This is a genomic window from Pseudomonas migulae NBRC 103157 (assembly GCF_002091715.1).
GTDB lineage: Bacteria > Pseudomonadota > Gammaproteobacteria > Pseudomonadales > Pseudomonadaceae > Aquipseudomonas > Aquipseudomonas migulae_A.
On sequence record NZ_BDAG01000063.1, the window covers coordinates 1 to 23,243 of the forward strand.

The window sequence follows — 23,243 nt, forward strand, 5'->3', positions numbered from 1 at the left end:
ATTCGGGAGATGTACACCGATCTCTTGTAGGAGCCGGCTTGCTGGCGATAGCGTCCGTTCAGTTAATAAACAGGTGACTGACCCACCGCTATCGCCAGCAAGCCGGCTCCTACAGTTGATCGTGTACATTCCGAACACATACGTATTACCCGTAGGAGCCAGCTTGCGGGCGCCGAGCCTGGGCGAGGCACCGAATGAAAGGGGCAAGAGCCTTTGGTTGTTTGGGGCTCTTCCAAGTGACTCGCGTAAGAGCGAAACCAATGGCAGCCGTGACCGCAGCAACGGATATGCCCCCAATCCCCAATCCCCAATCCCCAATCAATCGATCCCGACAAACCCTCCAGTCTGATGCTGCCACAACCGCGCATACAACCCGCCATGTGCCAGCAGCTCAGCATGGGTCCCCGTCTCGGCAATCTTGCCTTTCTCAAGCACCACAAGCCGGTCCATCCGGGCGATGGTGGAGAGCCGGTGAGCAATGGCAATCACGGTTTTACCCTGCATCAGGGTTTCCAGGCTTTCCTGAATCGCCGCTTCGACTTCCGAATCCAGCGCCGAAGTCGCTTCGTCCATGATCAGGATCGGCGCGTCCTTGAGCAGCACCCGTGCAATGGCGATCCGCTGACGCTGGCCGCCGGAGAGTTTCACCCCGCGTTCACCCACATGCGCATCAAACCCGGTGCGCCCTTCGGCGTCCGACAGCAACGGAATGAACTCATCGGCACGGGCCTTGTGCACCGCTTCCCAGAGTTCGGCGTCGGTGGCATCGGGTTTGCCGTAAAGCAGGTTGTCGCGGATCGAGCGATGCAGCAGCGACGTGTCCTGGGTGATCATGCCGATGCACTCGCGCAGGCTTTCCTGACCGACGTCAGCAATGTTCTGGCCGTCGATCAGGATTTTCCCGCCCTGCACGTCATAGAGGCGCAACAGCAGGTTGACCAGGGTCGATTTGCCGGCGCCGGACGGGCCGATCAAGCCGATTTTCTCACCGGGTTTGATCGTCAGGTTGAGGTCGCCGATGATCCCGCTCTTCTTGCCGTAGTGAAAATCCACGTGCTCGAAGCGTACTTCACCACGGGCAACGGCCAGCGGTTTCGCTGCTTCACGGTCGGTGACGCTGACTGGTTGCGAGATGGTCTGCAAACCGTCCTGAACCATGCCGATGTTTTCGAAAATGCCGGTGACTACCCACATGATCCAGCCGGACATGTTGACGATCCGGATCACCAGGCCAGTGGCCAGGGCGATGGCACCGACGGTGATCAGCGACTGCGTCCACAGCCACAACGCCAGACCCGTCGTGGTGACGATCAGCACGCCGTTCATGCTGGTGATGACCACGTCCATGCTGGTGACCACGCGGCCAGCCAGTTGGGCTTTTACGGTCTGCTCTTCGATGGCTTCCTTGGCGTATTGCTGTTCGAAATTGGTGTGGGCGAACAGCTTCAGCGTGGTGATGTTGGTGTAGCCGTCAACGATCCGCCCCATGAGTTTGGAACGCGCATCCGAAGACACGACCGAGCGTTCTTTCACCCGTGGCACGAAGTAGCAGAGGGCGCCGATGTAGGCGGCGATCCAGGTCAGCAACGGGATCATCAGGCGCCAGTCGGCTTCGGCGAACAGCACCAGTGAACTGATCGCGTAGATCAGCACATGCCACAGCGCGTCCACCGCTTGCACGGCGGAATCGCGCAGCGAGTTGCCGGTCTGCATGATGCGTTGGGCGATGCGCCCGGCGAAGTCGTTCTGGAAGAAATTCAGGCTCTGCTTGAGCACGTAGCTGTGGTTCTGCCAGCGGATCATGCTGGTCATGCTGGGGCTGAGTGTCTGGTGCACCAGGATGTCATGCAAGGCGAGAAACAGCGGTCGCAGGATCAGCGCAACCACGGCCATCCAGGCCAGTTCCACGCCGTGGATCTTGAAGAAGTCGACGTTGGGTGTGCCTTGAGTCAAATCGATGATGCGACTCAGGTAGCTGAACAGCGCCACTTCGATCAGAGCACCGAACAGGCCGACGATCAGCAACACCGCAAACATCGGCCAGACTTGCTTCAGGTAATAGGTATAGAAGGGGAAAACACGATCGGGCGGAGCCGCCGTCGGAGCGTCACGGAAGATGTCGATCAGTTTTTCAAAACGGCGATAAAGCATTTGTTCTCCGCCCGCGCACGGGCTCTCCTTTAAACGATATGAGCGGCGCCGGAGACCGGCGGCCGCTCAACACTCCCTGTGCATTTTGTTTCAGTCGATGCGCTTGGCCGACTTGATGAACACAGGATCGGCAGGCACATCTTTCATGCCGCCGCGGGTAGTCGTTTGCGAGTTGACGATGACGTCCACGACATCCATGCCTTTCACGACTTTACCGAAGACCGCATAGCCATCGCCCTGGTCCAGGAAGTCGTTGTCCTTGACGTTGATAAAGAACTGGCTGGTGGCCGAATCCGGCACGGAAGTACGGGCCATGGACAGCGTGCCACGGACGTTATGCAGGCCGTTTTTGGACTCGTTCTTGATCGGTGCCTTGGTATCTTTCTGCTGCATTTGTTGGGTGAAACCACCGCCCTGGACCATGAATCCAGGAATCACGCGGTGAAAAATCGTGTTGTTGTAGAAGCCGCTGTCGACGTACTCAAGGAAGTTCTTGGTACTGATCGGCGCCTTGACCGGGTCCAGTTCGATTTCGATCTGACCGTTGGTGGTTTCCAGCAGCACGTGCGGCGCCTTGGCGGGCGTGGCGGCCATCAGGTTGGCGGCAAACAGAACGGAGCCAGCGACGAGGGCGATTTTTTTCAGCATGGGTCAGTGATCCTGAGTGTAGTGGTGTCGACTGCGGTGAGAAACTCGAGCAGGGTTTGGTTGAAGCGTTCGGGTTGATCCAGCGGGGTGGCGTGGCGCGAATCGGCGATCACCACCAGCCGCGCATCGGGCAGCAGTTTTACGTAAGTCTCCTTCAGCGACACCGGTGTGTAGTCACGGTCGGCGCTGACGATGAGGGTTGGACAGGACACTCTGGAAAGTCGTTCCTGAACACCCCAGCCAACGATCGCGTCGAAGCTGGCGAGATAAGCATGTTTGTCGTTTCTTGCCCAGCGCTCGGCCATTTTTTGACGCAATTCGGCCTGTTCCGGTTTCGGGAACAGCTTGGCGCCCAGGGCTTTGCCGATGGTGCCCAGACTGAGCGCGCGCATCAGGCTCCAGCGCTTGAACCACTGCCAATAGTCGTCGCGGCTGCGCAGTTTGACCTCGGGCGCGCTGTTGACGATGCACAGGCTTTTGAGCAATTGCGGCTGATCCACCGCCAATTGAAAGCCGATCATGCCGCCCATCGAAAGCCCCACATAATGTGTCGGGCCGAGGTTCAAATGCTCGATCAGGGCGACCAGGTCGGCGCTGAACCCGGCGATACTGTAGCGCTCGCGAGGCTTGTCCGAGCGACCATGGCCGCGCACATCCGGCACGATTACCCGGTAGCGTGCGGACAGCGCCGGGATCTGCTTTTCCCAGTCCAGCGTGCTGGAACCCAGCCCGTGGACCAGCAGCAACGGCGTGCCGTGGCCATATTCCTCGTAGTGCAGGTTGCAACCTTCGTGTTCGAAATAGGCCATGGGTTACTCCGTGTCAGGCTTGTTCAGGGGCGGCGAAGGGAGCATCCAGCGGCGCGGTATCGAAAGTGCGCAGCAGTTCAATGAGGATTTGCGTCGCCGGGCCCAGCGGTTTGTCCTTGTTCGAATACAGGTAGAAGCTCGGGTTACGGCTGCCGCCCTGGTCCAACGGTAGCAGCTTAAGGGTCCCTTCCTTCAGTTCGCGTTCGATCATGTGCCGGGGCAACCACGCAAAACCCAGCCCGCTGCCGACAAATGTCGCGGCGGTGGCGAGGCTGCCGACGGTCCAGCGCTGCTCGGCGCCGAGCCAGCCGACATCCCGTGGCTGCTGGCGGCCGGAGTCGCGGATCACCACTTGCATCTGGCTTTCCAGGTCCTGGAAATTCAGTTCGCGGTTCAGACGGTGCAGGGCGTGTTCAGGGTGGGCGACGGCGACGAATTCGACGTCGCTCAACTCCGCGCCCAGATAGCCAGGAATACTGAAGCCGGTGATCGCCAGGTCAGCCACGCCTTCGAGCAAGACTTCTTCGACCCCCGACAATACTTCTTCGCGCAGTCGCACCCGGCAGCCGCGGCTTTGCGGCATGAACGCGGTCAAGGCGCGGACGAGGCGGGCGCTTGGGTACGCGGCGTCGACCACCAGCCGCACTTCCGCTTCCCAGCCTTGCTCCATGTGATGCGCCAGATCTTCCAGTTGGCTGGCCTGCTTCACCAGTTGCCGCGAGCGGCGCAGCAACACGCCGCCGGCTTCGGTCAGCACGGCTTTGCGGCCGTCGATGCGCAGCAGGGGCACGCCGAGCTGGTCCTGCATGCGTGCCACGGTGTAGCTGACTGACGATTGCGAGCGGTGCAGCGCTTCGGCGGCCTGGGCGAAACCGCCGTGGTCGACCACGGCCTGCAGCGTTCGCCATTGATCAAGGGTCACGCGGGGCGCTTTCATGTTGAGCTCCTCTTGTCCTAAGCTGGCAGTCCTTATTGGAGACTGTCGAATGAAAAAATTCTGTTGTTTGGTGTTGGCGATGCTGCCGCTGACTGCCTTTGCTTACCCCATCGACGTACAAAAACAGTTGAACGGCTTGAGCATCGACTACAACGCGTATGACACGGATACCGACATCGCCTCCATTCAGGTCAACAACTACGGCAGCACCGATGCCGTCTGTAAGGTGGTTTTCAATAACGGTCCGGAAGCACCGCGCACCCGCAATATCGAAGTGGCTGCCGGCAAGCACAAAAGTGCTACCGCCAAGTTCAACCGGACCATCATCAAGATGCGCATCAACCTGACCTGCACCCCCAAATAGCATCGCGACCCTGTGGGAGCGGCGGCGCGACGATTCGACTTGCTCGTGAAAGCCCGCTCCCACAGGAAGTACGCTCAGCTTATAAACGAATTTATTGATGGGTTATAGCAGTTATTTGCGCTTTTTCATCGATATGACTCTGTTTAACCTTCACTCCATCGACTTACAACATTCTCAGATGGAGCCTACATCCCATGTCCCGCGTTCTGATCATCGAAAGCAGCGCCCGTCAGCAAGACTCGGTTTCCCGTCAACTGACCCAGACCTTCATCAGCCAGTGGAAAGCCGCCCACCCCAACGATCAGATCACCGTGCGTGACCTGGCCGCCAACCCGGTGCCGCACCTGGACATCAACCTGTTGGGCGGCTGGATGAAACCTGCCGAGCAGCGCAGCGAAATCGAACAGGTTTCCCTGGAGCGCTCCAACCAGTTGACCGATGAATTGCTGGCCGCCGACGTGCTGGTCATGGCTGCGCCGATGTACAACTTCGCGATCCCCAGCACGCTGAAAGCCTGGCTCGACCACGTGCTGCGTGCCGGCGTGACCTTCAAGTACACCGACACCGGCCCGCAAGGCTTGCTCAGCGGCAAGCGCGCTTACGTGCTGACCGCTCGCGGCGGGATCTATGCCGGTAGCACCGCGGATCATCAGGAACCTTACCTGCGTCAGGTCATGGGCTTCATCGGCATCCACGACGTGACCTTCATCCATGCCGAAGGCATGAACCTGGGCGGCGACTTCCAGGAGAAGGGCCTGAACCAGGCCAACGCCAGGCTCGCCCAAGTGGCTTGAGGCTTTAATCGCCAGATAATCGCTGGATGGTCTAGTGACCTGGCGCAACCCTTCAAGCCTGTACGCGCATCGACCTCCCTTTGCACTTGTTGCTCCTGAGTGCTGTAGCCCGATTGAACGCTTTAGCGAGATCGGGCTTTTTTTTGCCTGCGATTTTTTGGGGGGGCACGCATCCCTTTTTTTTTTGCCTGCGATTTGGGGGGGGGCCGCATACCTTTGTAGGAGCCGGCTTGCTGGCGATGGCGATGTCACATTCAACATTGATGTTTGCTGATACACCGCCATCGCCAGCAAGCCGGCTCCTACAGGGATCTGCGTGTCTCGCGGTATCAGGCAAAACCCGCTATCGTCGCCGCCATTCAAAACGAGGCGAGCATGGGCTATCTACTTTTTGTCACGCTGATCCAGGCGTTTTCCTTCAGTCTGATCGGCGAATACCTGGCCGGTCATGTCGACAGTTACTTCGCCGTGCTGGTGCGGGTGTTGCTGGCGGGGTTGGTATTTATTCCGTTGACGCGCTGGCGTTCGGTGGAACCGGCGTTCATGCGCGGCATGCTGCTGATCGGCGCATTGCAGTTTGGCGTGACCTACGTCTGCCTGTACCTGAGCTTCCGGGTGCTGACGGTGCCGGAAGTGTTGCTGTTCACCATCCTTACGCCGTTGCATGTGACGTTGATTGAAGATGCGCTGAACCGGCGCTTCAATCCATGGGCGCTGGTCGCAGCGTTGGTGGCGGTGCTCGGCGCGGCGGTGATTCGATTTGACCGGATCAACCCGGATTTCTTCATGGGGTTCCTGCTGCTGCAACTGGCCAACTTCACCTACGCCGCCGGGCAGGTGCTTTATAAGCATCTGGTGGCGCGTCATCCGAGCGATCTGCCGCATTACCGGCGCTTCGGTTACTTCTACCTGGGCGCATTGGCAGTGGCGTTGCCGGCCTTTCTGCTGTTCGGCAAACAGAATTTCCTGCCCGAAGCACCGCTGCAATGGGGCGTGCTGGTGTTCCTCGGCCTGGTCTCGACTGCGCTGGGGTTGTACTGGTGGAACAAGGGTGCGTGCCTGGTGAATGGCGGGACGCTGGCGGTGATGAACAACCTGCATGTGCCGGTGGGGCTGCTGATCAATTTGCTGATCTGGAATCAGCATGAAGAGCTGGGGCGGTTGTTCCTTGGCGGATCGGTGATTCTGATGGCGGTGTGGATCAGCCGGCTGGGTGTGCGAAAGTCGCTGGCTATCACCTGACTCCTGTAGGAGCCGGCTTGCTGGCGATTCTCTCCGACACACCGCGTCGAGGCGATCGCCAGCAAGCCGGCTCCTGCAAAGGGGCGCGTTATTTCTCTGCCAACTGCACCACCAGAAACTCGATGAACTTCCGGGTCTTTTGCGGCACCCGGCGTGCCGATGGGTACACCGCGTTGATCGTGATCGCGGGCGCCTGCCATTCACACATGACCGGCACCAGCCGGCCAGCCGCCAACCCATCCTCGACGATGAAGTTGGGCAATAGCGCGATGCCCATGCCGGCCTCGGCCGCCTGAGCGAGCAGGTCTCCATTGTTGGCATGCAACGGGCCCGTGACGTTGACCCGTTGGGTTTCCTTGCCATTACACAACTGCAAGCTCACGCCGCTTTGCAAATAGCCGTAGTTCAAGCACTGATGGTTGCGCAGATCCTGTGGTGTCTGCGGCGTGCCGGCGCGTTCGAGATACGCCGGCGAGGCGACCATGATTCGCGGGGCCGGCGCCAGTTGCCGGGCAATCATCGTCGAGTCCGGCATGCTGGCGATGCGGATGGTCACGTCGAAACCACCACGCACCGGGTCAACCTGCTGGTCGCTGAGGACCAGTTGCAGCTCTATGTTCGGGTGTTGTTCATGAAACAGCGGAATCAGCGGCCCCAATCGGCGCAATCCGAAGGACATCGGTGCATTGACCCGCAGCACCCCGCGTAACTCGCCAATGCCGTTACGTGCGCGCTGCTCCGCCTCGTCCAGCGAGGCCAGTACTTCCCGCGCCGCGTCGAAGTACTCCGCGCCAGCCTCGGTCAGGTGCAAGCTGCGCGTGGTGCGCTGCAGCAATTGCACGCCGATGGCTTCCTCCAGCGCCTGAATCTGTTTGCTGACTTTTGATCGCGGCACATCCATTGCCCGTGCAGCGGCGGCGAAACCGTTCTCGCCGACTGTGACGACGAAAGCGCGCATGCATTCGATGCGATCCATGATTGTCCCTTTTTTTGAATCAATGATTCTCGATTTTAGGTAATTGTCCCTTTCTTCGCTAGCCCCTAAAGTGACATCCAAGCCGACGACAAAGCTTCTGGAAGCCGCGTCGACTCACCCATTACTGATTTGAATGATCGACATCAAAAGGAACGCGCCATGTCTAACCGTGAATTGCTCAACCCAACCAACTCCGCCCTGATCCTGATCGACCACCAGCCGCAAATGGCGTTCGGCGTGCAGTCGATTGACCGTCAGACCCTGAAGAACAACACCGTGGGCCTGGCCAAGGCCGCCAGGATTTTCAACGTGCCGACGATCTACACCTCGGTCGAAACTGAAAGCTTCAGCGGCTTCATCTGGCCGGAGTTGCTGGCTGTTCACCCAGAGCAGAAGCCTATCGAGCGCACCTCGATGAACTCCTGGGAAGACAAGGCGCTGGTCGATGCGGTGAAAGCTACCGGTCGCAAGAAACTGATCATCGCTGCGCTGTGGACCGAGGTCTGCCTGACCTTCCCGGCTCTGGAAGCATTGGCTGAAGGTTACGAGGTTTACATCGTGACTGACGCGTCCGGCGGCACCACCAAAGAAGCCCACGACATGTCGGTGCAACGGATGATTCAGGCCGGTGCGGTGCCGGTGACCTGGCAACAAGTGCTGCTCGAATACCAGCGTGACTGGGCGCACAAAGAGACCTACGAAGCCGTGATGGAATTGGTGCTGGAACACAGCGGCGCGTATGGCATGGGCGTGGATTACGCTTACACCATGGTGCACAAGGCACCGCAGCGGCAGGTCAAATAACCTCAAACGCAATGACAGTGGGAGTGGGCTTGCTCGCGAAAGCGGAATGTCAGTCGACATCAATGTCGAATGACCTGACGGCTTCGCGAGCAAGCCCGCTCCCACAGTTTTTTGTGGTTTACATGATGTGTTTTTCCGGTTCGGGGATGTGGCTCGCGCCTAGCATGGCCGGGAGCAACCCGGCCCGTAAATCTCCGCCACTCGGCTGCTGATACAGACTCAATCCGAACTCCGGCAGCACCGCCAGCAAGTAATCGAAAATATCCCCCTGAATCCGCTCGTAATCCGCCCACGCCGTGGTGCGGGTGAAGCAATAGATTTCCAGTGGAATCCCCTGTGCCGTGGTCTGCATCTGCCGAACCATGCAGGTCATGTTCGGCTGGATCTCCGGATGACTCTTCAAATACGCCAGCGCATAGGCGCGGAAGGTCCCGATGTTGGTCATCCGCCGGCGGTTGGCCGACATCGCTGCCACATTGCCCTGGGCTTCGTTCCACGCCTTGAGTTCTGCCTGTTTGCGGCTGATGTAATCGGTCAGCAGATGTACCTGCGACAGCTTCTGCTCTTCGTCATCACGGATGAAGCGCACACCACTGGCATCGATGAACAGGCTGCGCTTGATCCGTCGCCCGCCAGACTGCTGCATACCGCGCCAGTTCTTGAACGACTCGGACATCAGGCGCCAGGTCGGAATCGAAACGATGGTCTTGTCGAAGTTCCTTACGTGTGAGCTCGGAGCAGAAATGGACATGACAAAGCTTTACAGATCAGTAGGTTAAGTTTTTCTGTCCAATGTCCATTTTTACCGATATCGATGGACACCCCGCTCATCCGTCCAATCCCGCAAGCACTGATCCCCCTCTCAACCGAGCACCTGTAATCACCAATCACAGGTACTCCACTAAGCCATCGTACGCCCTAAGCTCTCGCTGCAGGAGAGTCCCCACGACCATCACATCTCCGCGATCGCCCACTGCATCACGTCTTTTTCAAACCTGCTCGGGCGAAGCGTCTCGACCTGCGGTGCCAGGTTTCTTCAGCTTATGGCGAAGTTGGTTGAGGTGTTGAGACGGCAAGAGTCTGCCTTTGATCTGGGGGTAGATTTGAGTCGGAATTTCTGGATAAGGCGCTTCAGCAAACCTCAAGGTGCGCGCAGTGATGTATTTGATTCTATCAAGATGTTCTACAACGCTAAGGGTCGCCATGGTGTTAACAATCGGTTGTCAATGGTAAAGTTTGAAAAGCGTTTCACAGTAATCTTGCAAGGTGCCTGAAGAGTCCGGGGCGATTCAGATCACAGATCTACAGATCTACAGATTGGCGGGTGCTCAGAATACTCTTGAATCAGTGCCTTTAATTGCGCAAATTCTAGAAAAAGGAATTCAGCTGAATGATTAATTTTATCAAATTTCAAGATTGGGGTGAGATTTGGAGAACTATACCGTTCGTGGCGGTAGAGGGATTAATAGGTCAGCACGGATTTAGAAGTACCATCGTTACTGGGCAGAACGGATCCTATAAAAGCACGATGTTGAGAGAGCTGGTCGCGGGGGTGATCGCTCCTAAGTCTACGTCGGCCACAGTAAACGTAAGTGATGGCTTGAGCATGAAGCATGTCATTTGCGCCTCAGGTTCCGTTGCAGACAGGTTCCCTTCTAAGGAAAAATCTGGTGGTGGTAGCACCGAGTTCGCTACAGAACAGTACGCATACATTGGGCAAAGGGTAGGAGCGAATCTACTCAGCAAAAAAAGACCCTTTGAGACGGTGCTGATATTTGCTTTGGATGGAAATAAGTCCGCGCGCTATGAGTGGCCATTTTACAAAAAAGCTCATGAATTTGCCAATATTATTCCCGAACTAGAAGTGTCAGTTCAAGTGCGCAAAGAAAAAGCTCGTCGATCCGTGAATTTGCTTTCAAGGGTGGAGCAGGGTTTTGCAGTGGAGTCGCTGAGGGGATCATTGAATATCGATGATTTTAGGGCGTCGCAGCATATCTCAGAAAGTGTGGCTTTTAGTGTTTTGAATGAATTTGATGAGCATGTATTTAAAGACTTCTCCGAATTTATGCGCTCGTCCAAATCCACATTTGTTTTAAATATGGGTAGTGGTGGCATACGCTGTAAAACTGCGTCTAATGATGTGGTTCGCCTAGGCTTTATGCTTGATATTTTTTCGCTTCGCGATGTAAAGGTTCAAAGGGTAGGTGTCCAACAGCCTTTCTCCATATTTGAGTTGAGCTCTGGTGAGTATCATATGTACACGAATCTCATGGGGCTTGGTTTTGGTGTGGAGGAAGGTTCGCTGATGCTTTTGGATGAGCCCGATAATAGCCTTCACCCACAGTGGCAGCGAGATTTCATGGCCGCAGTCCATGGGATCTGCCAAGTAGGGATGAAGTCTGGACATTTGATTGTATGCACCCATTCTCCGCTTATTGTCGGTGCCGCGCTGGAAGGTAGCACGATTGTGGATTTGTCAAATGATGAGCCCATCGTCAGTGTGGCTTCATTTGGCGCTTCATCTGATGACATTCTACTGGAGCAGTTCGGGATAACTTCTAGCCGAAATCGGATCGTAGTGGATGTGGTTCAGCGCGCAGTGTCTATTATAGAAAAAGATGGGTTTGAACATCCCGATCTGCTCGCATTGACCGATGAGTTGATGTCTATTAAGTCGGCTCTGAAATCCGAAGACCCCCTCGTTGAAGTGATCGAGGCGATTCTTGGAGCGTCGGGAGATGATTAACGTTGGTTTTGAGCGGATTCATCCGATCCCAGTTCTGCCTGATGGCATTGTGGCCGCAGACCTGCTAGGTCTTGATTGGGACAGCGGTGTAAAAGCAGTTACGGCATTCAAGGGTGCCTTGAAGCCATTGTTGCGCAAGGCGCAAAAGGCAAAATGTAGTCTCTGTCGGCGGATGCTTTACGATGATTATGCCGTCCACTTGGAGCATTTCATCGAAAAAAATATACATGGTGATTACACGTTCGAAGTAAGAAATTTATCTTTGTCTTGTGGGACGTGCAATTCAAAAAAACAAGGGTACAACCGAACTTTAAATGGTTTGATTAAAAGGCGTGCAGGTCGTAAAAAGCTGGAAGCTGAGAAGCACTGTCCTGCGCTCGCCGTGAAGATTCCTGCCAATGCACCATTACCCACTACGCCTGAAAGCTATCGTTGGGTTCATCCTTACTTTGATCAGTACTCAGATAACATTGAAATCCAGAAAGGTTGGATTTTTATCGGTAAGTCCAGGAAGGGGATCAGGACTATTCGTTCAGTGAAGCTTAATGCCTTGGCTCAGATTGAGCGCAGAGCCCTGATGGAGCGGTTTGAGGCACGGCCTGGTCGGTTATCGATGCTGCTGGGCGCAACTGCCGAACTGAACAATCACCGAGCAGGGCACATTTTTCAACTTGTAGCCAAGAAACTGTGGCAACGCCGCGAGGCCTCCGGCATTTAGCAAGCCTGCATCGGTATGTCGATCCCCCGTCCCTTGATGTGCCTGGGTCGGGGCAAGCTCTAGGGAGGGGCGCTGGTGCCTGCCTTTCATGGCGCCAATCATCAAAGAGGGGAAGGGCAACCTTCCCCTGAAGTTGCCTTCTTGCTGGCTTGGAATGCTTGCATAACGTAAGCGGGATCCGGTAGTTCGGTCGGTATACTCACTCGGACTGTGGTCTTTCCGAGCTGGCTTAGACGTGTTGCCCAAGTGCTTGCGTTGATGGACATCTTGGCGTCGTTGCATTCGAACCTGAATCCCCATTCTCTGTTGTGAAAGCCATGAATCCCTCTTGCTGACGGTGAAAACAACCCGTTGGCTATCAAGCTATACGCCGACATAGGGCTTTTTGCTAACAAAATGCCATCAAGCTACAATCGAAGATCTATCGCTTTATGATGCTGTATATATAAACAGTATTTATAGTTTGGCTTTTCGAGGTACACGGTTGCTGTACCTGAATTGATTTTTCCAGTTGTGGTAATGGATTTGCCAGGACGGCTTCATCTCATTCTCCTCGCAAAATATATCCTCGCCGCAACGGTGAAGCAATGATTGGAGAATGGTGTGAGCAAGCTCAGCAACGATGCAACCAGGCTACTCGAAGCTATAAGCTACCAACTTATTGTAACCTTGGAATACTGCCATGACTTGGTAGATGGGCAAACCTTATGGCTAGAAGTTTTTGGTGATGTGACCGTCAGCGGAAGCGTTCAAGTTGAAGTCAAAAACTTTGTCGATGACCTCACCGATGGTCATAACAATTTCTGGAATACGTTAAAAAACTGGTTGTCGCCAAAGTTTAAGCAAGAAAAATATTCTGAGTTGGTTTTGCTCACCACACAGGCATATGGTGCAACGGCTGAGCTCCGACATTGGAACAATCTGTCTGGCGAAGAACGGCTGAAGTTTTTGGATAAGGTAATATCTGATAGTGAAGCCCGTATTGCCACTTCGGGTAAAAGGCCTTCTAAAGCAGTAAAAAATCAGCAGTTCGTGATGGCCAGCGAACGCAGATGTGTTCTCCAGGATGTGATAGAAAAAGTAAAAATAATCTCTGCTGAACCAGATTTAAAAACACGGGCGGAGAATGCCAAGAGCCGGTACGGCAAGGGTGTCGATCCGTTGAAGCGTGACGAATATTTTGAAGCGCTTCTGGGATATCTCATTGAACCATGCCTATCTAAATCTGGATGGATGATTAGTTATCAAGATTTCGATCTTAAGCTATCCAGATTGTTAGCCCAGTACGGGCGAAACTCCCGTAAATTTCCTACGGTGGATACTGATGCATTTGCGGGACAGGTCGATTTGTCCGTCTATGCTGATAGGCTATTTGTAAAAAAGCTCTATGAAATCGAATATGGTCAACGCGTGCCTGAAGCTATTCTAGAGCACTTAGTTACTGTGCATACGATCAGTAGCGAGTTCAAGCGATTCACTGTTGAAAAATCCGATGTCGACAATTACAAAAAAGATCAACTCAAGAGACACAAAAGCCTGAGATCAGCAGAGATGAGACGCTGCTCAAGGAAGCCAAAGGACGACTGGTGTTTCGAGTCGCAAAACTTCTTCGACACCCGATGCGGGGAGCCCGTTGATGGAATGCCTGCATTTGACGGTACAACGCCTGAATTTCGAAATGGAATTTGGCATATGTTGGCCGATGACGAAGACGAAGAAGGAAATGAGAAATTGCATTGGAGGCTTTGGTGATGAGGCTCTCAACAGTCGATCATATCCATACCCTACAGCGGAGCCCTTTTATTATGGCTCCAATTCTTCATGCGTTCTTTTGCGAATTGAAAGAGACCCAGAAGAATGTGCTGTTTGGTTACCTAGTACTTCCATTTGTTCTGCATGACGCTACGGGGTTATATTTGCGGAGCATTAGCGAGCGCAATACTTGGCGAACCATGGTGTCTGACAAGTCACGCATCGCCGGGGTGCACAAACGAATTCACTCGCTGAGAGAGGTCACCAACATTACGTTGATGAGTCTCATCAATTCAGGGTATCTGACAATAGATGATGACATGGTCGTTCGGGCTACAAAGAAAACCTTTCCGCCATTAAATGGAATGGGGAAGAAAATAGCCTCGGCCCGTAATCTAGCAAGGCTTCTGGACGATCGGGAAGCTCCACCTGTATTCAAGTCGCTAGGGATAGTTCAACTATGAAGTGCTTCGTAAAGTCGGTGGGTGTGATTGATCACGATAATGTTATCCATCAAGTAACGCTCAAGACTGGCTTGAACATCATCACTGGCAAGTCATCCATGGGTAAGAGCGCGATTATCGAGATTTTTGATTTTTGCTTTGGTAATAGTGATGACACAATTCCAAAGGGTGTCATAACAGAGCGCTCGAAAATATATTTTACATTACTTCAGTTTGAGAAGGAACAACTGCTCCTGGCACGTATGCGGAGTGTCGATAAGCTCTTTATCAGCGAAGTGAATGGCACGCTTGACGAAATTTTCCTGAAAATGAAAAACGTTAAAGAGTTTTTCTCGTCCAGCTTGTTCTTGCCGCTGCGGGATTTTAAGAAGGAGCTTGGTCGATATTTTTCAGTCACCATGACGGATATCGATGAAGATCTTAGTAGTCGTGAACTAGGTAAGTCGAAGAGCTCAACCCCTTCGGTTCGCAGCTTCGTGTCCTATATGCTTCAGCATCAAAATTTGGTGGCGAACAAACACGCGCTTTTCTATCGTTTTGATGAAAAGGAGAAACGTGAGCAGGCCATCGAACATCTAAAAATTTTCATGAACTTCGCAGATCAAAAATATTTCTGGCTGTCCCAAGAGAGCAATCAGCTCAAGGCAGAACTGAAAAAAATCGAAGCTCAGATACCTAAAAAGAAGGAAGAGAAAGAGCAGTTCATTAAGAGAGTTGACCAACTCTTGGCGGAGTACAAATCAGTCAGTGGTACGGATCTCATAGGGCTGACAGGTGCTCAAATTGCAGGAAGCGTGAAACCCTCGTTCAAAAAGATAAGAGACGCCAACGTTCGCATCGACAGCTTGACGGACACTTATTCAGTACGCAAAAAATCTTTGGAAGAGGAACGCTCGAAGCAGACGGTCATCGTTCGCGGACTACAAGATAAAGTCCACGCTGTGCAGTCTTCGATCAGCCTCACTGAAGATTTCGCCAAAGGTATCACCGAAATTCCTGTGCCCGAATACGCCGAAATCAGTGACGCCCATTGCCCATTTTGCGATGCGCCCAGTGAGCAGGTGGATCAGGAGGCAAACAAGCTGACAGTTGCTATTGACTGGATGAACCGTGAGCTCAGAACTTCTTCCTATGTGCGTGAAAGCTTTCGAGATGAAGAAAGTAAGTTGAGTAAGGCGCTTGCGAAGGAAAAAGATACTCTTTCCGGTATTCAAGCCAACATTAATCAACTGGCTAAACAGGTCGAGGATCTGAAGAGAAGTAAAACGGTTGATGAGATCGCATTGCGCGTCAAGCATCGTCTTGAGGACGTGATCGAGGATTATGGGAGTCGAGGAAAGTCGGAGTTCGAAGCTACACAGCAGTTAATTAAGGACAGGCTTGCAGAAATAAAACCGCTTTTGGATGAGTACGACGTTCCTGGTAAAATGGCTGATCTAAGTGATCTTATCAACAGTGAAATGTCTCGAATCGGCGCAGGTTTTGATTTCGAGGAGGCTTACCAGCCTATTAACTTGAAATTTGACCTTCATACCTTCGACCTTTGGCATGACAGCCCCACAATGGGCAATGTGTACTTACGCTCGATGGGTAGCGGTGCCAATTGGCTGTACACGCACCTGACTCTGTTCCTGGCACTGCATTCTGTATTCGCTCTAAAGCACGAAGAGGGCTGCAAAATCCCTCCTATCCTATTCTTGGATCAGCCGACGCAGGTCTATTTCCCCGCCAAGATTGATCATCGAGAGGAGGGGTTCGATCCCAAAGCGTTGGCGGCGCTCACGGAGCGGGCTAAGCATGTCGACGAAGACATCGGTTCCGTAACCAACATGTTCGACAAGCTTGTCGAGTTCTGCGAGCAAACTGAAAAAGCCACTGGCTTAATGCCGCAGGTCATCGTAACTGATCATGCTGATGAGTTGACTCTAAAAGGGCAGGCTACCTTCCAGTCATTTGTGCGTGCTACTTGGCGTACGCGGGGCTTCATCGCTAAACGTCTAGCTGACGCGATCGCTTGATGTACATTGCACCTACTCCCGCACTGGGAGTAGGTGCTACGTATTCAGTACGTCCCTCAGACTAACTTATACGTACTTGATGATGTTATGTGCTGCCTCTGTTCCCGGCTCGCGAGCGTGGTTCAGTACGCCGTTCCTTTCCATGCCTACCGGTCACTCAATATCCTCACAGTAGAGACGCATGATTTTAGTTATCTCATGAGCGCGCCCACCGCTAGAGTGGTTTAGTTTTAAGGCATAGTGCTACCATCGCAAGTCGGGCTGCTTACGGAAGACGAACCGGCCGTTATGCCCATCACTAAAAGGACGCCACACCATGTCAACTCGCTCACCCTCGCAAAAAATTGGAGCCAGAGGCCATAAGTGGCTCGCCTCCCATGTTGAAGAAAGTCTGCATTGGTTATCTCGTGACCTCGGCGAGGACTATGGAATCGATATGGAATTTGAGTTGCACGAAGGTGAGGTGCAAGGAAATATATTAAAAGTACAGATAAAATCCGAAGATCAGTGTAAGCAAAAAAATGGTCTTGTGAAAATTGTGATAGATCGGAAGTATCTCCGTTATGCAGATGCCTGTCGATATCCTGTTTTGCTGGTATTTGTTTGTCTTACCACAAAGCAAGCATGGTATATCTGGCTACAGCAGTGGCTGCTGGAACAGCGTGCAGAAATTGATCCGCTGGCCATGATTAATAAAACTTGGACGGTTTGGGTTCCTGTGACACAAACTGTTCAAGCAGGCTTGCAAGGTGAGCTCAAAGGTATCGCACGCTGGGAGGGGCAGACTCAACTAACATTAACACTTAGTGATGCCATCCGATGTGCCAGAGCTGTCAATAAAAATGAGATAGCTGAGGCTGTTCAGCCGCTTTTAGGCACGTCCTCCTCGCAAGGAGGGGTCATTAGCTTAAATACACTAATAGCTGAGGCTGTTGCACTTGGAGATAAATTAAGAAATACGCGTGATGGAAATCGAGTGGTAGAGCAGATTTATAATGTTATTCGACATTTTGGTAATGTGGTTACCAAAGAAACTGCACTAAAACTTGTTATGCGTGGAGAGTCTTTTTCGCGTGCTGGGGTGAATTCTATAGGAGTGCTCTATGAGCATCATTTTGAACACGCCCGCTCGTTAGAGCTTTCGAAAGTATTTGAAGAAATTGCACCTCAAGTAGCTTTCTACTGCGCGTTCCGAGAGTCGAGCCCTCAAGCCAGTTCTTTCCCATCTAAAGATTTCCGATTCGCTGGGCTGAAATATATTGCTCCGGAAGATGAAATGGGGAGATTTATTAATAGAGGGACTTCATTTGTTTTGGACTGCCTAGTGTGGGAGTGAAGGTTGGGGCAAATGCTGCTATAAATTTTTTGCAAGCGGAAGGCGATTGCACTCCAGCTTGGATGAAGGGGGGTTGGTTGTGCAGTGCCATGGCTCGATGCGCACTTCAACTTTAAAAGTCGTTGCATCGATATGAATTTTCTTTGAGTGCTTGGATTTTGTTGAATGAGTCAAAACTTATCAAGATCACAAAAATATACACTTATCACTCTCTCATCCATTTCATTGGTCTTGGCCGGAGTTTGGTTAATAGTTGAGCTGGCGTATAACGGTAGCGCACCGTTCAATATGGAACCCTTGGTCGTTACCTGTGCCAGTTCTATTCCTATCTTGACGCTATGGTGGCCGTTTAACCCTAGATATAGGTCGAGAAGGAAATCTGGGCGGGTGACAGTGCAGCTTCACCTGAGGCACTCTGCTGAGCTGGGGGAGGGTGACTATGGGTTTCATCCAAATTTCTCAGAAAACTCCCCCACATCTGTCCATCTTCAAACACGCTTCCATCCAAGCTTAATTGGGGCGGCAATAGCTGGAGATGCCAATTACTTCACTGACGTTAAGGATGCGAGTTCCTACGAACTATCACCTGAGGATATGTCCCCTAACGTGGATGATATTATCATCTTGAAGAATAGGTGCAACAATTACGCGTTGCTTCGGGTTGTCTCCATCAAGCCTCCTGCTTCAAATGTTCGAGGGACGGATGTAGTGATTGACTATGTTATTAATCCTAAAGGCGGATTGAACTTCAGCTAGCTGCTGACACTATAAAAGATGAAACTTGAAAGAGGCCAATCAAAGTAGGTCGTAGAGGTGCAGCGATCATTGAATTCTGCACGTTGCGAATGGAGGTCTCGTTTCGTCGATGAGCAAGTTTGATCAGCTGAATAATTATATATAGAGCTCGAATCAATGTAAGCAGCAAAGACGATGGAGCGAAGCGAGTACGAAACTCAATCCTTTTGCCAGTAACGATGTACTGTGGATTTTGACAATCCAAGAACCTTGCATGTTTCAGCTTGGCTTAAACCTTCAGATTTTAATCTTTTAACCGCCTCTGCATTTTCGTTATTGGCCGGTTTCCCAGGGTGGCGCTTGACCAGTTGGCTTCCGGCATATTCGCTCTCCAGCTGCTTGATACCTCCCAAGTATTTGAAGTCACTCAGTTGGGCATGGGCGCGTTCGAGTGCTTGATCGGGAGTATTGCCATCTCGCAGGGCAACGCATATCGCCAATAGAGCCACGGGATCAAAGTCTAATGCGGCGGCAAGACTCATCAGCTTGCCAAGGCTGGGGTTGGCATTGCCCTGCTCCAACGCACTGATATGGCGTTGCACGCTGACGTCGGCCAGATCCTCATACCCGAATCCACGTTGCCTGCGAATCACTCTGATTGCTGCGGCAAGCTGTTTAGTGAGCGACATGTTCGTCCCAAAAGACAAGGATGGGGCCACATCGCAGCTGTTCCGATAAATGCAATTTGTTGCTATTATCGGAACTTCTGGCTTTTCGACCCTGCGCATCTGCTCCGTTAGGAGGGCAGGTCGCACTCACCACGCGTGAAGCTGCGCCTAGGGTCTAAGCAATATAGGTTTAAATCGAGATCGAGCGAGCCCATGAGGATTCGAATTTACTCAGACCTGCACAACGAGTTCGCCCCATTTGAACCGCCCTCGACTGACGCAGACATCGTCGTCCTAGCCGGCGACATCGACACCCAGGCGAGAGGCGTCAGCTGGGCCAACGAGACGTTCAACCAGCCCGTCCTTTACTGCGCAGGGAATCACGAATTTTACAAAGGCCACATCGACCACACTCTTCGAAAAATGCGAGAGGCCGCTGCGCCGCATGTGCATGTGCTGGAAAACCAGGTTTGGATTTGCAACCAAACACGCTTTCTGGTCACAACAGCCTGGACGGATTTCTCATCCACCGGAGACCCGGTGGAAGCGATGGTGACTTGCGGCATGTGGATGAATGACTTTCAGGTGATCAGAGCAGAGGAACGCTTTCGCCGGCTGCGTCCGGCGGACGTGATCGAACGAAATCACGATGCCTTCGACTTTCTGGTCGGTGAACTCGCCAAGCCTTTCGAAGGAAAAACGGTTGTTATCACGCACCATTGCCCAGTTCCGGAGGTGGCTGGTGATAAGCATGAGGGCCATTTAAGTGCGGCTTATACAAACCAGTGGCACTCGTTAATTTCGATGGTGGACGTCTGGATTTTTGGGCATACACACCGTGCCGTGGATGTTGAACTGAACGGGTGCCGTTTGATCACGAACCCACGTGGATACCCAAAAGAGCGCACAGGCTTCATCTCGGATTTCACGATCGAAATCTGATCGGTGATGGAGGAGGGGGAGGATGTACTGGATCAAAACTTACGGAGCGAGATTGTCCGACTTCAGGTTTCACAGGTATCCAGCGGTCATTGAGAGAGCGCGAGCTGTCATCGCTGATCCAGACGTTGTTGGGTACCTTTTGTGCGCTCTGGAGCGGCCTCAAAAAATTACAGGTCTTCTGTTCTGCGACCCGGCGCAAAAGTACCCAGAAGGTTTACCCATACATGCGCTACCCGTTGTAGATCGAAGCCAGCGTGCAGGCTACGACGTTTTTACGACAATCGATGGTGGGATTTTTGTCGTTGCCCACTGGCTTTTTCAGAACGGTGCTTTAGATCGTTTCGATCGAGTTCATTGAGGTGCTTTGTGGGTTGCTCGTGGTCGATAACAGAGGCTTAGGAAAAGAAAGTATGGCTTTACCAACATGCGTTTTGGACGCCAAGAAAATTGATTTCGGTGTCCAAGTGACAGGCTATCTGTGCTGCGCCGAATTCCAGCCTCCCTGCATGATCGGAGTGGTTTTTTCTGAAACACGTGGGCGGTTCTCGGATGGCAAAACAATCCGGACTTCCCAGATAGAACGAGTGGTTGAGCTGCAGGGGTATCAGCTATTCGAGACATACAACGGTAGTCGATATGTGATTTGCCACTGGTGGCATGAAAACGGCGCCATGCCTGAGATCAATATGATCCACTAGCGAACTACAGGCTTTGCAATCGGCATCCCAGGTAACCCAAATCCCACGATGCACGGCTCCCAGATGTCTGGAACCGTGTCGCTTTGAAAGTCTTTAGAAAACAAGGCAACAGTGTGCAAGCAGATTTGATTGAAGATGTGCTGTATGGCCCCGCCCAGATGCTCGGTGGCTCTCAGCTTGAAGACGGTGAGCTCATTCAACTGGCGCGTGAGGAGTTCGAGGGGCAGCCATTTTGCATTGTTCGGAATTGGATGATCGTCGACTTGCTGCTCTCCGAGGCCCAGGAGCGTGAAGTAAGGAAACAGGGACTTGAACCTACTGTTCTGTTCATAAGCAAAGCTGTGTTTGACAGCGAAACTCGCGTCCAAACTGGTGAAGCTTTAATCACTGGATATCAAAAAGACTTCCATGGGTGTTTTTTTGAAAGCAAAGACAAGCTGTACATCTTGGCTGGCCGTGGCGCGAGAAAGCATGCCAGCTTGCCTGCAATCAACGCGCTAGGGGATTTGATTGATGACTCGTTTTCCAACACTTGAAAACACATGACAACTGAAGGACTGATGAGGCGGCATGTTGAGCTCTGAGCCTTCAGTTGATGACGATTGGAGTTTACTTAGATGTTCCTATCACTCTTTTTGGAGCGGAAATGCTCCTGATTCTGATAGGTAATAAAATTGAGCTTTTATCCCAATAGTCTGCCCCAAGTGGTAGTAGTTATTGCAGAGTATTTCGGAGCTGATCAGCGATTCCACTGGAGTTGTTAAGGGGATATAGCCAATTAACACAGGCTTGTCTTGCTCTGAGGGATGTGTGTTTAAGTGAAATACAGCAAAGGACACCTTATGATCTTCGTCGGTTGATAGCTGAATTTCCCAATCGCAATGCTCACTCAGAGTCTTGTTGTACTGCTTGATGTATTCCGCAGAGTTGTAGTTCATGGTGCTCTCCTTATTTTTGTTATGAGTTAATTATAAAAATGGAGCAACGGCAGTCGCAACCCTCTTTTTCGAAGTTTTAAGTGCCCTGCTGTGGCGCGATAATGTGCTGAGACGTATGGAATCCATCACACTTCAAATTCACGCGGATGGTCGATGGTGCGATGCACTGGTGGTCAGCTTCGATTCACCTAGAGATAGCCTGCGAAGTCGGTGCAACATCAACTATGTGCCCGAATACCTTGTGGATCAGTACGTTCAACTGGGTACGGTTAAAGCGCCTGCCGTCAGTACGAACCTCCCTCTGGAGTGGGACATTCGGCGTGAGACTGCCCCAGCTTTTTTGCACGATGTCATCCCGGCTGGTGCTGCACGTCGGCACATCTTGTCGAGATCGGTAGTACCGCCAGGGATGTCGATTGATCTCTTTCTGTTGCAGCAATGTGCTGCCCCCATTGGACACCTGCGCATAAAGAGCGCGGCAGAAACGCTGTATTCCGCAGGCAGAGTGCCTGATGGGGCTACCCGAGAAGAGGTTGTCCAAAAAGGCATGGGTTTTCTCGACCATGCCAAGGAAAACGGGATGACAATAACCGGCGCTCTCGGGGCCGGCGGTGAAGCTCCAAAAATGCTGCTGGTCGAGGATGCTTCGGGCCAGCTTTATCCCGACGGGGTGCTAAGCGACGCGGAGGTGTGCCGGCATTGGTTTGTTAAATTCCCGCGTAACACCGCCACTCAGCTAGACCGCACCATCCTGCATTCCGAATACTGTTTTTACCGCGCGCTGGGCAAACTGGGGATCGACACGATCGCCGCCGATGGCCTGGCCCACAAAGTAGCGAAGATACCTAGCATTTGGATGCAAAGATTCGATCGGAAGGTCTCTTTGGGGGGAGTGGAGCGCATCGCAGTAGAGTCAATGTATTCATTATGCGGCGTCAGCAATCGAGGTGGTTGTTTGAATCATTTCGACGTCGTGGATCGGCTAGCGGAAACATGGATTGCTGCCGGCCAAGAGTCTGAAATACCGGACATGCTTAGCGAATACTTGCGACGGGATTTGATCAACCAGGCTCTCGGGAACACCGATAACCATGGCGGAAATCTCTCGATCCTTCGGGGCAAGGAGCGAGTGAGCTTTGCACCCATCTACGACGTTGCGCCTATGGTGATGGATATCGAGGGCGTTATGCGGATTACACGGTGGCCAACAAAGATTGAACGGCTAGGTTCGGTCGATTGGAGGGCTGTGTGTGCTCGCTTCGCGCATTGGGCAGATCCAGAATGGTTGTTCGATCGCTTACAGGCGGATGCTCGTTTGCTGCGGGCATTGCCGGATTTGCTTCAGGATCTAGGGCTGCCCCAAGAGACCTGGCGCTCGCCGATGATTCCGCTCAGGTGTCTCGAAGATACGTTTCGCAGATGGAAGTTGATGTAAGGCCCTTTATGGTCAAATCAAATTCAATCGGCCTCGCACCTCTCGCGGTGCGCAGCAACGTGCTCCAT

At 52.7% G+C, this 23,243-nt stretch carries 20 protein-coding genes and 2 pseudogenes; 14 read left to right on the top strand and 8 right to left on the bottom strand.

What is annotated here, in order from left to right:
- Positions 1-318: 318 nt before the first annotated feature.
- The 4 genes and pseudogenes from PMI01S_RS29180 to PMI01S_RS29195 form a co-directional block, all read right to left on the bottom strand.
- Entirely contained in the window at positions 319-2,151 is a 1,833-nt protein-coding gene (locus PMI01S_RS29180) for an ABC transporter ATP-binding protein (protein ID WP_084323595.1), read from the bottom strand.
- Positions 2,152-2,241: 90 nt separating this feature from the next.
- Entirely contained in the window at positions 2,242-2,799 is a 558-nt protein-coding gene (locus tag PMI01S_RS29185) for a peptidylprolyl isomerase (protein ID WP_084323597.1), read from the bottom strand.
- Between the two features lie 3 nt (positions 2,800-2,802).
- Positions 2,803-3,608, bottom strand: a pseudogene (locus PMI01S_RS29190) (alpha/beta fold hydrolase).
- A 13-nt stretch (positions 3,609-3,621) separates the two neighbouring features.
- A complete protein-coding gene (locus PMI01S_RS29195; RefSeq protein WP_017337034.1) occupies positions 3,622-4,545 on the bottom strand; it encodes a PA3225 family LysR-type transcriptional regulator in 924 nt (307 codons plus the stop codon).
- A gap of 49 nt (positions 4,546-4,594) precedes the next feature.
- Between PMI01S_RS29195 and PMI01S_RS29200 the strand changes: the two genes are divergently transcribed.
- The 3 genes from PMI01S_RS29200 (at position 4,595) to PMI01S_RS29210 (ending at position 6,945) form a co-directional block, all read left to right on the top strand.
- The gene (locus PMI01S_RS29200) at positions 4,595-4,909 is read left to right on the top strand and encodes a 3-phosphoglycerate kinase (protein ID WP_084323601.1); all 315 of its coding nucleotides are present in this window, start codon (positions 4,595-4,597) and stop codon (positions 4,907-4,909) included.
- 194 nt (positions 4,910-5,103) lie between these two features.
- A complete protein-coding gene (locus PMI01S_RS29205) occupies positions 5,104-5,703 on the top strand; it encodes an FMN-dependent NADH-azoreductase (protein ID WP_084323603.1) in 600 nt (199 codons plus the stop codon).
- A gap of 375 nt (positions 5,704-6,078) precedes the next feature.
- Positions 6,079-6,945, top strand: coding sequence for a carboxylate/amino acid/amine transporter (locus PMI01S_RS29210; protein ID WP_084323605.1), 867 nt, complete (start codon positions 6,079-6,081; stop codon positions 6,943-6,945).
- An 88-nt stretch (positions 6,946-7,033) separates the two neighbouring features.
- Here PMI01S_RS29210 and PMI01S_RS29215 read toward each other — a convergent pair whose 3' ends face one another.
- Positions 7,034-7,921 carry a LysR family transcriptional regulator gene (locus PMI01S_RS29215; RefSeq protein ID WP_084323607.1) on the bottom strand — a complete coding sequence of 296 codons (888 nt, stop codon included), beginning with the start codon at positions 7,919-7,921 and terminating at the stop codon, positions 7,034-7,036.
- Positions 7,922-8,080: 159 nt separating this feature from the next.
- On the opposite strand from PMI01S_RS29215, the gene PMI01S_RS29220 reads away from it, so the two are divergent.
- The gene (locus PMI01S_RS29220) at positions 8,081-8,725 is read left to right on the top strand and encodes a hydrolase (protein ID WP_084323609.1); all 645 of its coding nucleotides are present in this window, start codon (positions 8,081-8,083) and stop codon (positions 8,723-8,725) included.
- Positions 8,726-8,843: 118 nt separating this feature from the next.
- Here PMI01S_RS29220 and PMI01S_RS29225 read toward each other — a convergent pair.
- Positions 8,844-9,449, bottom strand: a pseudogene (locus PMI01S_RS29225) (mechanosensitive ion channel family protein); the annotation flags it as partial.
- Positions 9,450-10,115: 666 nt separating this feature from the next.
- Between PMI01S_RS29225 and PMI01S_RS29235 the strand changes: the two are divergent.
- From PMI01S_RS29235 to PMI01S_RS29265, 6 genes are all read left to right on the top strand, one after another.
- Positions 10,116-11,471 (top strand): AAA family ATPase, encoded by a 1,356-nt coding sequence (locus PMI01S_RS29235; protein WP_139272986.1) that lies wholly within the window; start codon positions 10,116-10,118, stop codon positions 11,469-11,471.
- Positions 11,464-12,189, top strand: a complete 726-nt coding sequence (locus PMI01S_RS29240; protein ID WP_084323615.1) for an HNH endonuclease family protein — start codon at positions 11,464-11,466, stop codon at positions 12,187-12,189. The genes PMI01S_RS29235 and PMI01S_RS29240 overlap by 8 nt, the downstream gene beginning before the upstream one ends.
- Positions 12,190-12,792: 603 nt before the next feature.
- Entirely contained in the window at positions 12,793-13,941 is a 1,149-nt protein-coding gene (locus PMI01S_RS29250) for a hypothetical protein (protein ID WP_084323619.1), read from the top strand.
- The gene (locus PMI01S_RS32180) at positions 13,941-14,405 is read left to right on the top strand and encodes a three component ABC system middle component (RefSeq protein ID WP_084323621.1); all 465 of its coding nucleotides are present in this window, start codon (positions 13,941-13,943) and stop codon (positions 14,403-14,405) included. Before PMI01S_RS29250 ends, PMI01S_RS32180 begins: the two co-directional genes overlap by 1 nt.
- Entirely contained in the window at positions 14,402-16,423 is a 2,022-nt protein-coding gene (locus PMI01S_RS29260) for a DUF3732 domain-containing protein (RefSeq protein ID WP_084323623.1), read from the top strand. Before PMI01S_RS32180 ends, PMI01S_RS29260 begins: the two co-directional genes overlap by 4 nt.
- Before the next feature lie 316 nt (positions 16,424-16,739).
- Entirely contained in the window at positions 16,740-17,759 is a 1,020-nt protein-coding gene (locus tag PMI01S_RS29265; RefSeq protein WP_084323625.1) for a DUF4365 domain-containing protein, read from the top strand.
- A gap of 953 nt (positions 17,760-18,712) precedes the next feature.
- Here PMI01S_RS29265 and PMI01S_RS29270 read toward each other — a convergent pair.
- Positions 18,713-19,183 (bottom strand): helix-turn-helix domain-containing protein, encoded by a 471-nt coding sequence (locus PMI01S_RS29270; RefSeq protein WP_084323639.1) that lies wholly within the window; start codon positions 19,181-19,183, stop codon positions 18,713-18,715.
- Positions 19,184-19,375: 192 nt separating this feature from the next.
- Between PMI01S_RS29270 and PMI01S_RS29275 the strand changes: the two genes are divergently transcribed.
- The 3 genes from PMI01S_RS29275 (at position 19,376) to PMI01S_RS29290 (ending at position 21,338) form a co-directional block, all read left to right on the top strand.
- On the top strand, positions 19,376-20,104 hold the full coding sequence (locus tag PMI01S_RS29275) for a metallophosphoesterase (protein WP_084323627.1): 729 nt from the start codon (positions 19,376-19,378) through the stop codon (positions 20,102-20,104).
- A 22-nt stretch (positions 20,105-20,126) separates the two neighbouring features.
- Complete coding sequence (locus PMI01S_RS29280) at positions 20,127-20,462, top strand: hypothetical protein (protein WP_084323629.1); 336 nt, start codon at positions 20,127-20,129, stop codon at positions 20,460-20,462.
- Between the two features lie 423 nt (positions 20,463-20,885).
- The gene (locus PMI01S_RS29290) at positions 20,886-21,338 is read left to right on the top strand and encodes a DUF6957 family protein (RefSeq protein WP_255326130.1); all 453 of its coding nucleotides are present in this window, start codon (positions 20,886-20,888) and stop codon (positions 21,336-21,338) included.
- A gap of 90 nt (positions 21,339-21,428) precedes the next feature.
- Here PMI01S_RS29290 and PMI01S_RS29295 read toward each other — a convergent pair whose 3' ends face one another.
- Positions 21,429-21,740, bottom strand: coding sequence for a hypothetical protein (locus PMI01S_RS29295; protein WP_084323633.1), 312 nt, complete (start codon positions 21,738-21,740; stop codon positions 21,429-21,431).
- A gap of 115 nt (positions 21,741-21,855) precedes the next feature.
- On the opposite strand from PMI01S_RS29295, the gene PMI01S_RS29300 reads away from it, so the two are divergent.
- Positions 21,856-23,175 carry a type II toxin-antitoxin system HipA family toxin gene (locus PMI01S_RS29300; RefSeq protein ID WP_084323635.1) on the top strand — a complete coding sequence of 440 codons (1,320 nt, stop codon included), beginning with the start codon at positions 21,856-21,858 and terminating at the stop codon, positions 23,173-23,175.
- Positions 23,176-23,243 lie beyond the last annotated feature (68 nt).

Coding starts and splice junctions, on each gene's coding strand:
- PMI01S_RS29180 (WP_084323595.1), bottom strand. CDS start 2,151: ATGCTTTATCGCCGTTTTGAAAAACTGATCGACATCTTCCGTGACGCT.
- PMI01S_RS29185 (WP_084323597.1), bottom strand. CDS start 2,799: ATGCTGAAAAAAATCGCCCTCGTCGCTGGCTCCGTTCTGTTTGCCGCC.
- PMI01S_RS29195 (WP_017337034.1), bottom strand. CDS start 4,545: ATGAAAGCGCCCCGCGTGACCCTTGATCAATGGCGAACGCTGCAGGCC.
- PMI01S_RS29200 (WP_084323601.1), top strand. CDS start 4,595: ATGAAAAAATTCTGTTGTTTGGTGTTGGCGATGCTGCCGCTGACTGCC.
- PMI01S_RS29205 (WP_084323603.1), top strand. CDS start 5,104: ATGTCCCGCGTTCTGATCATCGAAAGCAGCGCCCGTCAGCAAGACTCG.
- PMI01S_RS29210 (WP_084323605.1), top strand. CDS start 6,079: ATGGGCTATCTACTTTTTGTCACGCTGATCCAGGCGTTTTCCTTCAGT.
- PMI01S_RS29215 (WP_084323607.1), bottom strand. CDS start 7,921: ATGGATCGCATCGAATGCATGCGCGCTTTCGTCGTCACAGTCGGCGAG.
- PMI01S_RS29220 (WP_084323609.1), top strand. CDS start 8,081: ATGTCTAACCGTGAATTGCTCAACCCAACCAACTCCGCCCTGATCCTG.
- PMI01S_RS29235 (WP_139272986.1), top strand. CDS start 10,116: ATGATTAATTTTATCAAATTTCAAGATTGGGGTGAGATTTGGAGAACT.
- PMI01S_RS29240 (WP_084323615.1), top strand. CDS start 11,464: ATGATTAACGTTGGTTTTGAGCGGATTCATCCGATCCCAGTTCTGCCT.
- PMI01S_RS32180 (WP_084323621.1), top strand. CDS start 13,941: ATGAGGCTCTCAACAGTCGATCATATCCATACCCTACAGCGGAGCCCT.
- PMI01S_RS29260 (WP_084323623.1), top strand. CDS start 14,402: ATGAAGTGCTTCGTAAAGTCGGTGGGTGTGATTGATCACGATAATGTT.
- PMI01S_RS29265 (WP_084323625.1), top strand. CDS start 16,740: ATGTCAACTCGCTCACCCTCGCAAAAAATTGGAGCCAGAGGCCATAAG.
- PMI01S_RS29270 (WP_084323639.1), bottom strand. CDS start 19,183: ATGTCGCTCACTAAACAGCTTGCCGCAGCAATCAGAGTGATTCGCAGG.
- PMI01S_RS29275 (WP_084323627.1), top strand. CDS start 19,376: ATGAGGATTCGAATTTACTCAGACCTGCACAACGAGTTCGCCCCATTT.
- PMI01S_RS29280 (WP_084323629.1), top strand. CDS start 20,127: ATGTACTGGATCAAAACTTACGGAGCGAGATTGTCCGACTTCAGGTTT.
- PMI01S_RS29295 (WP_084323633.1), bottom strand. CDS start 21,740: ATGAACTACAACTCTGCGGAATACATCAAGCAGTACAACAAGACTCTG.
- PMI01S_RS29300 (WP_084323635.1), top strand. CDS start 21,856: ATGGAATCCATCACACTTCAAATTCACGCGGATGGTCGATGGTGCGAT.